This window comes from Citrobacter sp. Res13-Sevr-PEB04-36, from assembly GCF_015672735.1.
Lineage (GTDB): Bacteria > Pseudomonadota > Gammaproteobacteria > Enterobacterales > Enterobacteriaceae > Citrobacter.
This window is the reverse complement of sequence record NZ_JADABY010000053.1, coordinates 15,332-29,154: the sequence shown is the minus strand read 5'-3', so window position 1 is coordinate 29,154 and position 13,823 is coordinate 15,332. Positions and strand designations below refer to the sequence as shown.

At 51.8% G+C, this 13,823-nt stretch carries 10 protein-coding genes; 1 reads left to right on the top strand and 9 read right to left on the bottom strand.

The features are described 5' to 3' along the window. From IMQ48_RS15705 to IMQ48_RS15670, 8 genes are all read right to left on the bottom strand, one after another. Window positions 1-1,306 (bottom strand): retention module-containing protein (locus IMQ48_RS15705; protein WP_196209789.1); only part of this gene is annotated, 1,306 nt, incomplete at its 3' end. Between the two features lie 495 nt (window positions 1,307-1,801). Beyond that, window positions 1,802-2,143, bottom strand: a complete 342-nt coding sequence (locus tag IMQ48_RS15700) for a tryptophan synthase subunit beta (RefSeq protein WP_196209788.1) — start codon at window positions 2,141-2,143, stop codon at window positions 1,802-1,804. A 17-nt stretch (window positions 2,144-2,160) separates the two neighbouring features. Continuing rightward, complete coding sequence (locus IMQ48_RS15695; protein WP_196209787.1) at window positions 2,161-4,104, bottom strand: LapD/MoxY N-terminal periplasmic domain-containing protein; 1,944 nt, start codon at window positions 4,102-4,104, stop codon at window positions 2,161-2,163. A 9-nt stretch (window positions 4,105-4,113) separates the two neighbouring features. Then, a complete protein-coding gene (lapG, locus tag IMQ48_RS15690) occupies window positions 4,114-4,806 on the bottom strand; it encodes a cysteine protease LapG (RefSeq protein WP_196209786.1) in 693 nt (230 codons plus the stop codon). A gap of 77 nt (window positions 4,807-4,883) precedes the next feature. Then, the gene (locus IMQ48_RS15685; RefSeq protein ID WP_196209785.1) at window positions 4,884-7,970 is read right to left on the bottom strand and encodes a glycosyltransferase; all 3,087 of its coding nucleotides are present in this window, start codon (window positions 7,968-7,970) and stop codon (window positions 4,884-4,886) included. 110 nt (window positions 7,971-8,080) lie between these two features. Continuing rightward, window positions 8,081-9,172, bottom strand: coding sequence for a 4Fe-4S binding protein (locus IMQ48_RS15680; protein WP_196209791.1), 1,092 nt, complete (start codon window positions 9,170-9,172; stop codon window positions 8,081-8,083). Between the two features lie 219 nt (window positions 9,173-9,391). Then, window positions 9,392-10,783, bottom strand: a complete 1,392-nt coding sequence (locus IMQ48_RS15675) for a diguanylate cyclase (protein WP_196209784.1) — start codon at window positions 10,781-10,783, stop codon at window positions 9,392-9,394. Between the two features lie 91 nt (window positions 10,784-10,874). Beyond that, window positions 10,875-11,507, bottom strand: a complete 633-nt coding sequence (locus tag IMQ48_RS15670) for a LysE family transporter (protein ID WP_196209783.1) — start codon at window positions 11,505-11,507, stop codon at window positions 10,875-10,877. A 361-nt stretch (window positions 11,508-11,868) separates the two neighbouring features. Between IMQ48_RS15670 and yahO the strand changes: the two genes are divergently transcribed. Further along, on the top strand, window positions 11,869-12,144 hold the full coding sequence (gene yahO / locus IMQ48_RS15665) for a DUF1471 family periplasmic protein YahO (protein WP_115259327.1): 276 nt from the start codon (window positions 11,869-11,871) through the stop codon (window positions 12,142-12,144). A gap of 32 nt (window positions 12,145-12,176) precedes the next feature. Here yahO and prpR read toward each other — a convergent pair whose 3' ends face one another. Then, a complete protein-coding gene (prpR, locus tag IMQ48_RS15660; RefSeq protein WP_196209782.1) occupies window positions 12,177-13,787 on the bottom strand; it encodes a propionate catabolism operon regulatory protein PrpR in 1,611 nt (536 codons plus the stop codon). Window positions 13,788-13,823: the final 36 nt, after the last annotated feature.

Genomic DNA, 13,823 nt, shown 5'->3' with positions numbered 1-13,823 from the left:
AGTCCGAGTCGCTGTCCGAGTCTGAATCGCTGTCGGAGTCTGAGTCGCTGTCAGAATCAGAGTCGCTGTCAGCGTCGGAATCGCTGTCGGAGTCTGAATCGCTGTCGGAGTCAGAGTCGCTGTCAGAGTCGGAATCGCTGTCAGAGTCGGAATCGCTGTCAGAATCCGAGTCGCTGTCGGAGTCCGAGTCGCTGTCGGAGTCAGAGTCACTGTCGGAGTCAGAGTCGCTGTCGGAATCAGAGTCACTGTCAGAGTCGGAATCGCTGTCGGAATCAGAGTCACTGTCGGAGTCAGAGTCACTGTCCGAGTCTGAATCGCTGTCCGAGTCTGAATCACTGTCGGAGTCTGAATCGCTGTCAGAGTCTGAATCACTGTCAGAATCTGAGTCGCTGTCGGAGTCGGAATCACTGTCGGAATCACTGTCGGAATCAGAGTCGCTGTCGGAGTCTGAATCACTGTCAGAATCAGAGTCGCTGTCAGAGTCGGAATCACTGTCGGAATCTGAGTCACTGTCGGAGTCTGAATCACTGTCAGAATCTGAATCGCTGTCGGAGTCTGAATCGCTGTCGGAGTCCGAGTCGCTGTCGGAATCAGAGTCGGAGTCTGAATCGCTATCTGAGTCGGAATCACTGTCAGAATCAGAGTCGCTGTCAGAGTCGGAATCACTGTCGGAATCTGAGTCACTGTCGGAGTCTGAATCACTGTCAGAATCTGAATCGCTGTCGGAGTCGGAATCACTGTCGGAGTCGGAATCGCTGTCAGAGTCAGAATCACTGTCGGAGTCTGAATCACTGTCAGAATCCGAGTCGCTGTCGGAGTCTGAATCTCTGTCTAACAGAGTGAGTTCTTCGCGAGGGTCGGTATCAGGAAAATCAATACCGGTCGTTGGGTAGCCAGCAGTGGGATCGAGAATTTCACCCGTAAGATCAAGAATGACGTGTGTATGCGAACCTCCGCCGCTTGATCCCGGTTGTCCTGCGGGTTGTGGGCCTGCTGCGGTTGCTTCCAGAACCTGCGTTGGGTCCTGACCGTCCTCAATGGCCTGTTGTATCGCGGCAATGTCGGTGTGATCTACCTCAGGATGGGTGTCAGGAGAAAGGCTGGAACTGTCCCAGTGAGTGTCGCGACCCAGAGCAAGCGTTTTGCCATTCGTCAGAGAAATCGAAACGGCCCCGGCGGCACCGGTCTCAACCTGTTCGCCCGCGAGGATATGATCCCCCTCGACAAGGACGCGCCGGCTTCCATCTGATGCGATAGCGAAAACCTGTCCAATTATTGTTTTTATTGTTCCGACTATAGCACTCATGGTACTTCCCCTTAATCTTTACGCGATCCCGATCATCGACTTGCTTGTTTCATGTTCGTTGATGCTATTAACTCTGGATATTGACGCGCTGGCCGTGTGGAACCTTATTAACCCGGTTTGATTCTTTGGACTATCTAAAACAACAATGACCACAAATAACTTGTGTGCAGGAGTTTATAGAGAATGATAAAAAACGCGTATTATTGTCTGACAATTCAACGATCATACAGACGATATAATAATATGATGGTGAGGCATATTCATTGATATTAACAAGTTTTTGTTAGTTTTTCATACAACATAAAAGTGATATTTTATCATTGAAATCATTTGCATATGGTCAGTTATGCTCTTTATATATGAGAAACTACTATTTCTTGTAGGTGCTTATTAATTCACCAGAACGAGAATGCCCGATTAGTAGTTCATTATCTTGTATTCAGGCGAAATATAATATATCCGCCTGAATAGATCCGTGGTGTATAAGAAAATGCGTTAAATTAACCGGTCTTCGTCATCACCAATCAAATCTTCAAGGCCGCCGAGTTGGCGACGTGCTTTAGCCCTGTTGAACATTTTGTTCTGCGCTGCCGGCGGAAGATCGGTAATACTGATTACCCCTTTACTTATCAGGACATCGATAAGATCTTCGAGGACTCGCACCATATCAAGATCGCTTTGCTGTAGCTGGTGTAGCGTAGCGGTACGCAGGGTATTCGCTTTCAACCACTCTTCTATCTCGGTGGTTGTTTCTGCCGTTTGCTCCGTCGCTTCAGGAAATGAAGCCTGCTCGACTCGCACGATCCGTCCCTCACTGTCACGTTCAATAAAAAGCATGGCTGTTCTCCTGAAGATTATTTGGTGAGGGCGATGGCATCGCTGAAATAACGTCCCATTGCGCCATGCAGACCCATTTTTTCCAACACGGCGAGTTCGCCTTCCGTCTCGACGCGTTCGGCGATTAACGGCAGATTCACCTGGCGGGTCGCCCAATAGATGGCCTCAATAAAGAGTTTCTTATCTTCTTCCCGATCGATATTGCGAATATATCCGCCATCAACTTTAATCCACGCCAGACCCCATTGCGGCAGGTTACCGACCAGGTGGAAGCGTCCACCGAAGTGCTGGATCCCCAAACGACAGCCCAGAGCGTTTAATTTTTGCACCAGAATACTGACGAGCTCAGGATTCGGTAGCTCGTTTTCATCCAGTTCCAGCGTCAGTCGCTCCGCAAGATGGCGAGCATTTTTCAGCGGTTGCAGCAACACATTAATACTCTCTTCATCCGCAACGCTTTCACCACTGATACTGAGCGCCATTGCCTGAGGTTTTTTTTCCATGGCGCTCAGCGTTTGTTGAAGCATCACGATATCCATCTGGCGACTGAGCGCCAGGCGGCGAACCCAGGGCATAAAACGACCCGCAGCGATGGTCTCTCCGTCTTCCGTTGCGATCCGCGCCAGAATTTTGTGGTGCAGAATACGCTTTTTATCGTTGCACTGAAAAACGGGCTGGGAAAACAGCACAAAAGCGTTATTTTCCAGAACGGTTTCCAGGCGCTGGCGCCAGTGATAGCGATCGTCGTCGTTTTCTACCGCGAGCGAGGTCTGGTTATTGACGAAGAAACTCATGGCGTTTTCCGCCCTCGTCAGCGCCAGATCTGCCTGTAACATCACAGCCTGTGGTGTATCGCCAACGTTGAAGGCGATGTGTGACATATGTGCCACAGGCGTGACGTCACTCATGCCGGTTTCATACAGCGTTTTTAATTGCGCGCTGACTTGAGCGAGCAGGCTATCCATCTCTTGTGGCAGGATAAGGGGCGCGATAATTGCAAATTCACCTCCGCGAACGCGGGCAAGAAACCCTTCGTGGCGAAAGAACTGTTGTTGCAGATCATTCAGAATACTGGCGATGGCGATTAACAGCTGGTCGGCATTGTTACCGCCGAGGCGCTGGTTAAGGCCGATAAGATCCTGGACGCGTAACAGAATCAGGTGTCCCGATAGATGCTCTTCATCGCTCAAGCGCGATTGCAACTGAATATCGAAGGCGCGACGGTTGTTCAATCCGGTCAGGCTATCGCTGTAGGCTTCCTGGCGCAGGGTTTCTGTACGCGCGGCTTGTTCGCTAAACAGTGCTTTAAGCTGCGTGACCATCATGTTTGTGGCTTCAACCACCCGACGAAGCTCTGGTGTTTTTGGCAAGGCCGGAAGATTGAGGAATTCGCGGCGGCTGATGGCTGTTGCCTGCTCGACAATGTAGTTCAGCGGCTGCAGACGGCGACGCAACATGAGCATGGCACCCAGAAGACAAAGCAGGCTGCATGCGCTGAGCAGCAGGAAGCTGGCGACCAGACTGTCCCACAGGCGCGTCAGCGCAAAGACGGGATGGCTAACCACTTCAACGCGGGCAACCTGTGTCCAGCCCCGCATCACGACGGCTTCGCCCTGGCCTGGATTCAGGCGTACCTGGCGCACAAACCAGTTGGGAACATCGGTGCTTTGCGGCGTATTTTTTCTTTCAATCAACGGCTTGCCAGTTTTGAGGTCAATGACCTGTATGCGGTAAAAATAGCCACTGTCAAAAATGGAGTTAACCATCAGTTCCGTCATAACAGGATCGTCAATATTGGCGGTCAGCGATAATCCCAGAGCCGTCGCGGTGTCCTGTGCGTGCGCACTCAGTTGGTTATGATACTGATCGCGTGAACTCTCCAGCGTGACATAAAAACTGCCGCAAAAGATAACCAGCGTAAACAGACAAATACCAATGAGTAGCTGTTTATAAAGAGACATGGCTACTTCCTATTCATTAATTTCAAATCCTTCTGCACGCATTTTGGTGAGAAGATCCTGCCAGCGTGAAAGTCTTTTACTGTCGCCGACGCGTTTACTTTTTCCTGCTTGCGGAATCCATAATCCCTGTTCATTAAAAGAGTAAACTGGGAGCAGGTCGTTTCGCTGCGTTGCGGGCAAAACGGCGGTTTTTAAATTATCCAGAATCAGGGGCGTCGCATCAGGCGTGGCATACCAGGCAACAACCATATGCGCCTGATTTAACTGCAATGCTTTTACGTAGATGATGCGTAACTGGCGGGCAGGCACTCCCATTTCACGCAAGGAAAAATACTTCGCCAGTGCATAGTCTTCACAATCGCCAGCGCCTTTACGTAAAAATTCAATGGGCGTTGCCCAGTAATCTTGTTGACCCCAGACGGTAATATCATCGCGAAAACGCATCCTGGAATTAAAGAATTGGTTTACGCGGTTGAGCTTATCTTTAATGTCACCCTGCGGTGGACTTTTTAGCAATTCCGCCCACGCATCGATCTGACGTTGTGCCGCGGGCGTTGCCGGACCATAAAGCTGCTGGCTGCGGGCAATGATAGTATTAAAATTCCATCCAGCGCTTAGCCCGGCAGAGCACGCAAACAGCAGCGCCAGGCCGAGAGTCAGCCAGCGTTGCCAGAGTGTACGCCTGCCAGGACGATCGTTCACGCGCGTCCGTCAGCCCGTTGGAATACAGTACAATATTGAACGAATGGCTCTCTCCTGCACAATAATTTCGTCAGCATTTATGGCCTATCTTGCTGTGGGTTATCTTCGCCTAATGACTGAATCTCCTGCCACCATGTTTGCCAGAGTCGGGCCACCTGTTTTTCGGAAAAATGGGCCGCGTGACGTTGGGCATTTTTTTGCATCGCTTTTAATTTTTGCGGATCGCTCAACAGCATCACCAGGGCATCCGCCAGCGCCTGTTCATCATCCGGCTTGACGAGAATGCCAGCCCCGGAGTCTTGCAAGAGATCGCGTGGGCCATATTTAATATCAAAACTGACCTGCGGCGTACCATAAGCTAATGACTCCAGCGCAAAAAGAGAAAAGCCTTCATGGTTAGAACATAGAACAGAACAACTGGACCGGCGATGGATCTCAGCCAGATCGGCAGAAAAACCATGTAGATGAATATGACGTTCCAGGCCGTGCTGTTTTACCCATCGCGAGAGCGGTTCTTTTAACGGTCCGTTTCCCCAGGTGTGCAGCGTTGCCGTGGGTACCTTTTCCACGACGAGAGCAAAAGCGCGAAACAGCAATTGGTGCTGCTTTTCCGCTGAGTAGCGCGCCATAAAGAGCACCTGCTGCGACGCACTTTTTTGCCACTGCGTGCTCGTCAGCGCGCTGTCCAGATGATGGGGGATGGTCCGCAGTCGGTGTGCACCGGTGATGTCCTCGGCCAGGTCAGCATGCTGCTGTTGCGTCAAAACCAGGATACGATCGAGCCGTGTTTCATCTTCCCACAGGTGACGGTATGCCTGTTTATAGCGCCCATTGTCCAGACGATGGGTTGAGTGAATGACGGCGGTCATGGTGCCATGCAGGGTCTTTTTGGGCTCAGAACAGACAAACTCTCGCCACGCCAGATTCTTATCGACCAGGAAGTGCCAGGTCGTTTCTTTGTCCAGATTGTGTTTGAGCATCGCCGCCGCAAATTCACCTTCAGACGCATAATGCTGCTCATGATGGGCAAAACAGAGCTGGAGCCCGGTGAGGGATGTTGCGCCCTCGACGGTGCGGTAGGTTCGGCGCAACATGATCTGACCTGTCTGTGGATGGACAAAGTCTTCATGGCTGATCTGGCCCTGAGCATCGGCGTAGCGTCGTGCTTCAATTCTGCCTGCGGTGTCCCGGCGGGTTTTAATCAATGTTCCCGGGAGGTGGTTGGGTAGTGGGCGTAACTCCGCGCGTGCCAGCATGTCGGGTAACCAGTCATAGACGGTCAGCGCCGCAACCGGTTCTGGCAGCTTTCCTGTCTGATATAACGCGGTGACGGTGGAAGCTAATGAGGGGTTCCAGCTTGAGATAATCACCATCGGCTTGATGGCGAGCTCACGTATGAACAATGCGCAGCGGCGTATTGTTGAGATTTCAATCCCATTCCCTTCGTGGCGGAAATTACCGCCGAGAAAGACCAATTGCTGCTTGCGTGTTGGGGCTGGCAGGGGCGTTTTTTGTGCGCCGCTCTGTAAATATTTTCGATAAGCCACATACCCCGAAAGGTAGTGTTCGACGTCATCAATTCGTACCCGATAACTGTGATGACGTATGAAGAAACTGCCGACAATTTTTTGCGGGTTTTTGAAGAACATTGCCAGTTCAGGCCAGAAAAAACCGTTTGCCAGATAACGTGCGCGGGACTCCAGCGCACGGTAGAACGTCTGCAAATCAAAATCCGCCAGCAGATGCTGGTAGGCGTCATCCGCAGCCATGCGAGCGATCATTTGCTGTGCCGCCATCATTAGTTCAAGCAGCGTCGGGTAGGTGGTGATTCTGTTCAGTACAAAATCGAGGTGCCCACGAACGTTCTCCAGTCCGAAGCGATAATAGCGCTCCAGAGGACGATAAAGCGTCAGTTCATTGACGCAATAGCTCAGCCAGTGGTCATGCGCCTGCCAGTGTTTTTGGGCGATAAAATAGTCCATTGCCCGCTCGACGGTTTCCAGCCAGCGGGGTGCTTTTGTCAGACCATACAGACGCATAAGCGCAAAAACGGCCTCTCCGTCATAGTAAATAATCCGGTGTTCGGCCTTCAGGGATAAATCCGCAGCGTGCAGAACATGACAGAAGCCGCCGGTGTCGCTGTTCTGCATAAAGCAGATACCGTTGGCCAGCCGCTCCATTTGCGGGATATAACGCCGGTTTCCCGTCAACTCGGTATATTTCGCCATAGCCAGAATACACACGGCATTCCCGCCGAGCTTAATTTCGTCACCGGTATCAACCAGAAAATCCGCTTCACTGCCGTCGGGCAGAGGGTAGGTGCGAATTAACGTTGTCGTAAGGTCGCGCAGCGCGCGCTCTATAGCGTCAAACTGCGCTTTACTTTGAGTGATCTCCCAGCCTTCAAGCAGGGCGTAGGTTGAGCTGGCATGGCGCAGGGCATTATAGGTTGGGATCGCGCGGTCGAAGCAAGGGAACCAGCCGTAATGGTAGCGGCCAGATTTCTGCACCTGGCATGCCAGATAGCGACTTGCTGACTGGATCATCGGGTCCAGTGCATCTTGCCATGACGGGAGCTGGCGATACCCTGAATGTTTGCCGCGAGACTCGATGGGCAGAATCTGCTGGCCATCGCTAAAAACGCTGCTGGTAGTAAAACGCCAAATCTCCTGAGCCGAATCGTCAGGCCATTGCAGATCGATGCCAAAGCGTTTTCGGGAATAGTTAGCCAGATTTTTGTCATTCGGAGTCGCCACGCCCTCCGTACCCATATACAGAAGCGCGTGAGCGGCGATTTCTTGCTCCAGGATCGCCTGCTCAAACGTCGGGGTGAAGCTCAGCCCAAAGCGGAAGTAATTGCGCTTAGTTTTGCGTAAGGTGTTTTGCAGCGTGTCCCAGCGCAATGTTTCAATGTTGTTCACGACATCTACACGGAGCCAGATGGGATCGATAGATGCCTTCTGACACCAGCGCTGGAGCGCCTGGGCACCGATAAGCCAGGCGTCATCCAGCGAGTGGCCGCGGGCTATTTCGGTATGCGCGCGCTCATGACCAGTACTGACGCTAAAAAAGATTACGTAACCCGGAAAGGGGGCAGCGAGCGCGGTATGATGTAATTGCTCTACCCTTGGTCGGGTTTGCGCGAGGAGTTGGCTCAGCGGCATTTTTAAACCTTTTTTGCGCGGACAAGATCCTGTTTTGCATAAGATAACACTATGTGCAATTGCATGGGTATTCTGTGTGCTTATCAAAAATAGTGGGTGATCGGTAAATGTTAATGCCCGATCATCCTGGCTTTCGGTATCAGTTGAAAATACATATGCTCCGGTACCGGCGTCTGCCAGACGTTGGCATACATCGCATAGCCAATGACGGCAAATAAAATACCGAGCAGCACCAGTGTCATTCCCCAACCAGGTAAAGCGACGCGTTGCCACCACGGTTTAGGTGCGGCGTTGCCGGTCGGTGCCTGCAGTGAAAATGTCAACGTTGAGGCGACCGGGCACGATTCAACGCAGGTCATGCAGCCAGTGCATTCAACGGTGCGGACCTGAATAAGTCTGTCAACCGGAATGTTTGACGGGCAGTTCTTCGCACATTTGCCGCAGTCAATGCAGCTGTCTGCATTACGGCGGATTTTAAACGGAGAGAGCAGGGAAAAGAGGCCAAGCAGGGCGCCATACGGGCATAAATAGCGACACCAGGCGTTACGAATAAACAGGCTCATGACGCTGATTACCGCCACGAAGACCACTGTTGCCGTACCGATATGGCGGAAGAAATCGAGCATCTTGACGTCGATAATCATCCCGTAGGCCGACATCAAAAAGTACTGGATCCCCTGCGCGGGCATCGACAGGGCAATATACAGAAAGAAGCTCAGCAATAGATATTTCAGGCTTAGCAGCGGCAGATCCAGCCAGCGCGGCAGCGTGAAATGGCGGCCAAAGAGTTTTTTACCCAGATTACCAATCAGTTCTGACAGCGTACCCACTGGACACAGCCACGAGCAGAATGATTTTTTTAATAGCAGGCTTATCAGGATAAACGCGACGAGCAGCAGCATGGAGGCGGCGTGGATCGGCGGAAGGTATCCGGTTTCCAGCGTATATCTGATGTTCATCAACCCGGCGATGGGAAGCCATCCTTCAATCCCACCCGGCCTGGGAATAAACACGCTGGTGCCGCCCGTTTCGAAATAGCGGACCCAGTAATAGAACGTGACACCAATATAGATATTTATCACCAGCAGAAGAAACTGGGTGGCTCTTCGCCAGCTGCTGGCATTACGCCAGTCATTCCACGGTAATTTTCCTCCGGTGGTACCAGGGCGGCGCTGCCAGCGCGTTCTCTTTTTTCCATTCATGATTGTATTATCCCTCATCGTTTCCTTCCTGCATTCAGGAGGACGCATTACCGGGATATGCTAACGCGATAAAGATATCATGTATTTGATTTGCATCTTATTCAGCGGATGTTATTTTTATGCCCGACAAAAGCTCGTATAAAAATAACAGCACGAGAGTTAACACCGGTCAGATAAATACCCTGAAGGGGGTATTTATTTCTGCGGGAAGGGCAAAGCTCATTCCTGGTACATCTCGACACGGTTACGACCATTGCTTTTTGCCAGATACAGCGCGCGGTCGGCTTTATCCACCAACTGTTTGTAATCTGGATGGTAGTCATATTCGGCGATACCGATACTAACGGTAATCGAGAAGGATTCTGTCGCCGATGCCGCCATTCGCAGGTTAGCGATTTTCTTACGCAGCGTTTCCAGAATAATACTGGCCTGCGAAATATCTGACTCGACCAGCAGGATCATAAATTCTTCGCCACCATAGCGGAAAACATAGTCGCTGCTGCGGATATGCTCATAAATAACGGCCGACACGCTTTTCAGCGTCATGTCACCGGTGTTATGTCCATAGCTGTCATTGATTTGTTTGAAATAATCGATATCTAACATGGCCAGGGTGAACGGCTTACGCGAGTGTAATGCCAGTGAGATTTCGCGCCGCATGATGGTCGGAATAAAGCGACGGTTAAGTAACTGGGTCAGCGAGTCTTTGCCATTTTCCTGTTTGACCAGTGCCTCAAACATCGAAGCCAGAAGAAAATGAATTTTTGCCGACAGCTGGCGGACATCCTGCAACAAGCTCATCCGTGCGGCTTCGGTGGGCGGTTGCTGTTGATTCAACAGCGTCTGGGTCAGTCGGTTATCGATTTCTGCGATCAGTACTTCCATTTCGGCAAGCAGATTGCTGTTGCCGAGAATGTGTTTTCCCTTATGGGAGAACCACATCCCAAACTCTGAGTTCGCCAGAAAGACCAGTTCGCCGGCGGGTAATCCGGTAGCAATGTTGTAGATAAACTGGTTTTCCCAGTCGGTAAACGAGCGGATTTGCCGCTCGCGTTCGACGTTGACGTCATCATAAATCGTTTGCAGGCGATACTGCTCCTGCGTGTTCAGGGAATTTTGATAGCCTGGCGAATAGGAGGCCGTCATCGCCTCCAGTGCGGTATCCATCGCCAGGCTGCTAAAGCAGATAGCATCACTCAGCAGGTGAGGCGGGTAGTCTGCTTTCTTTTTCAATACCCGATACAGTTCATCCTTCAGCTTGCGTGCGCCACGATTCACCAGATCGATGGGCAGGCCGATGCGCGCATGCACCACGCCGATCTCGCGCTGTTTGGTCAGTAACTGTGAGAGGTCTTCCTGCGCACTGCCGAGCACGCTGCGCAGCCAGTCAAACATACTGCCGCTAAGCCGCGTGCTGACTTGTTCGGTATTCAGGAACAATGCGCTCTCGGCATGGGAGAGCATATAGTCATAAAACACGGTGACTAAATGGCGGATCTCCTCATCGCTTAACGAGGTCAGAAGGGTATGGACCTCAGGAGATGTCTGGCGCAACAGCGCCTGCCATTCAGTCAGAAGTAATGTGTCGTTTGCAGGGGCAACCTGTTCCATCTCACAGCCACTCAAAATACAGTTAAAAAATTCAGGCGGTATTACGGACAATTACGTCACGATGGTCAAGCGAAACTGTGTTTCAGGTGCATTAACGATGGGTGATGCCTTCATAAATCAGCCTGATGGCGAAGGCGCCAATAATGGCACCTATCACCCGACTGGCAACCCGATGGATCCGTCCATACGCACGGCGCACGGCGGGTAAAGAAAAAGCCTGGCTGAGAAAAATACGCCAGATAACGGAAGACAACACAATCCCCGCCCACGCCATCAGTCTGGCCCAGGTTGGCGTGTCTGCACTTAGCGTGACCGAGAAAATACTAATAAAAAACAGCACGGTTTGTGGATTGGATAAATCCGTTAATAGCCCGCGACGGAAGAAGACATACCAGGGAGCACTGAGCGGTTGCTGTAACGTTGGCATCTGTGGCGTCGCGTGGTGTCGTATGCTGTTCCACGCAAACCACAGCAGATAGGCGCCGCCGACAATTTTAATCAGCGAGAAGACTTCTTCACACTGGGTAATCAGCGTCGCCATGCCGAACAGTCCGAGACCAGAATAGAAAGCATCGCCAAGCGCCACGCCCAAACCGGTCATCACACCCGCGCGTCGCCCTGACGCCAGGCTGGTTTGCACCACCACGAACAGATTCGCGCCGGGATTAAAAAAAGTTAACACAAACAGGCTGACGGTCAGTACGACGGCGTGAAGAGGTTCCATGTAAAACGATTCCATCGGTGAGAAAAGTAGCGCGTTATCCGCAGCCTGGATCAAGAATATTCTGCGTCACCACACACTATAAGTTTACTGCACGCATTATTCTGAGTATTTACTCACACTGTTTTATGAAACATTGCCGCTGTTGCAAGCGGGTTCGCTGGTTGATTATTCGCAGCCAGGCACGGTGGGAAAAGCAGCAGCGCAGGATCGTCGGCAATCTCCATTTTGCAAAATATCTTTATATTTCCGCTAGCTCTGGATTTTTTGAACAAGCTGAACTACTTATTAATCATCCTTGACTCGCACTATCGATGTTCAGGGGTCGATGATGGCGTAAAAACATAAAAACTGGAGCTTTTATATTAAAACTGGATATAAGGTATTAATTGGTGCGTTAGCGTTTGTCGTTTCCAACGCGTATGCCGCGGAACTGATGATGAAGGTCGATTTTGATAAGGTTGAGTCTCAGTACACCAAGATTGGCACTATTTCTACCAGCAACGAAATGTCTGCCGCAGATGCTAAAGCAGACCTGATCAAGAAAGCCGATGAGAAAGGCGCTGACGTCCTGGTATTAACCTCCGGTCAAACGGACAATAAAATCCATGGCACGGCCAACATTTACAAGAAAAAATAACGCGCTGAACTGAAAGACAAACAACCCGCTGGTCATCGTACCGGCGGGTTTTCTTTTAATTTGCGCCAGAACGTAGTTCTGCTGATCCCAAGATATCGTGCCGCAGCAGTCTTATCACCATTGAATTGTGCCAGCACTTGCTGCGGTGTCAGTGATGATGATGCCTGAGGTGTCCCTGGCGCGACGGATAACTCCGGTAATAACTGCTGTAAAAATTGGACGTTCAGCTCAGGCTGCGGATCTACGCTCAAAAACAGCGCCAGACGCTCCATCATATTACGCAGCTCGCGGATATTCCCCGGCCAGCCATAATTAAGCAATATTTGCTGGCTCAGTTCCAGCCCCTTACGCACCGCATCAGAAAAAGGTGCCTCGATCTCCGCCAGCGAGTGTTTTAAAAAGCCCTCCGCCAGCGGTAGGATATCGGGCAGGCGCTCGCGCAGCGGCGGTAGTGTGAGGCGCAGAATGCTCAGGCGATAAAACAGATCGGCACGAAACTGACCCTGATTCATTTGCTGCTCGAGATGGCAATGGGTGGCGCTGATCACTCGCACATCGATCGGGATTGGCTGATGTCCGCCCACTCGAGTCACTTCTTTTTCTTCCAGCACGCGCAGCAGTCGGGTCTGTAACGGCAACGGCATTTCACCTATCTCGTCGAGAAACAGCGTCCCGCCGTGGGCAATTTCAAACAGACCCGCGCGACCTCCCCGACGAGAGCCGGTAAACGCGCCATCTTCATAGCCAAACAGCTCCGCTTCCAACAATGATTCGGTAATAGCCCCGCAGTTAACGGCGACAAACGGCGGTGAGGGTTTACCGCGTCGATGACCCTGACGGGTGAAATATTCCCGATGGATCGCCTGTGCCGCCAGCTCTTTGCCCGTTCCCGTTTCTCCCTGAACCAGCACCGGCGCGCGCGAGCGGGCGTACAGCATAATGGTGTGACGCACCTGCTCCATCTGCGCCGAATGGCCGCGCATATCACCCAGCGCGTAGCGGGTGCGCAGCGTGTCGCCACTGGCGTATTGCCCGTTGCGCTGTAGCGTCAGACGGGTCATATCCAGCGCATCGCTAAAGGCCTGACGCACGGTGGCCGCTGAATAGATAAAGATCCCTGTCATCCCTGCTTCTTCCGCCAGATCGGTAATCAAACCCGCGCCAACTACCGCTTGTGTACCGCTGGCTTTCAGCTCGTTGATCTGCCCTCGGGCATCCTCTTCGGTGATATAGCTGCGCTGCTCCAGGCGCAAATTGAAGGTCTTTTGAAAGTCCGTCAACGCGGACAGCGTCTCCTGATAGGTGACGACGCCAATCGACGAGGTCAGCTTGCCCGCTTTCGCCAGCGCCTGCAGCACGTCGAATCCGCTGGGTTTAATCAGGATCACCGGAATCGACAGGCGGCTTTTCAGATACGCGCCGTTGGAACCCGCCGCGATGATGGCATCGCAGCGCTCGGTGGCGAGCTTCTTACGGATATAAGCCACCGCTTTCTCAAAGCCCAACTGGATCGGGGTGATGGTCGCCTGGTTGTCAAACTCCAGGCTGATATCGCGAAACAGGTCGAACAGGCGCGTGACGGAGACCGTCCAGATGACCGGTTTGTCGTCATGGACCCGTGGTGGAAGATGCGTCTCAGCCATTGTTAACCCCAAAATTAAAGTATCCAGTATTGGGTT

What these genes read in the sequence shown, in the direction of transcription:
- IMQ48_RS15700 (WP_196209788.1), bottom strand. Translation starts at nt 2,143, where the DNA reads ATGCTTTTTATTGAACGTGACAGTGAGGGACGGATCGTGCGAGTCGAG.
- IMQ48_RS15695 (WP_196209787.1), bottom strand. Translation starts at nt 4,104, where the DNA reads ATGTCTCTTTATAAACAGCTACTCATTGGTATTTGTCTGTTTACGCTG.
- IMQ48_RS15685 (WP_196209785.1), bottom strand. Translation starts at nt 7,970, where the DNA reads ATGCCGCTGAGCCAACTCCTCGCGCAAACCCGACCAAGGGTAGAGCAA.
- IMQ48_RS15680 (WP_196209791.1), bottom strand. Translation starts at nt 9,172, where the DNA reads ATGAATGGAAAAAAGAGAACGCGCTGGCAGCGCCGCCCTGGTACCACC.
- IMQ48_RS15675 (WP_196209784.1), bottom strand. Translation starts at nt 10,783, where the DNA reads ATGGAACAGGTTGCCCCTGCAAACGACACATTACTTCTGACTGAATGG.
- IMQ48_RS15670 (WP_196209783.1), bottom strand. Translation starts at nt 11,507, where the DNA reads ATGGAACCTCTTCACGCCGTCGTACTGACCGTCAGCCTGTTTGTGTTA.
- prpR (WP_196209782.1), bottom strand. Translation starts at nt 13,787, where the DNA reads ATGGCTGAGACGCATCTTCCACCACGGGTCCATGACGACAAACCGGTC.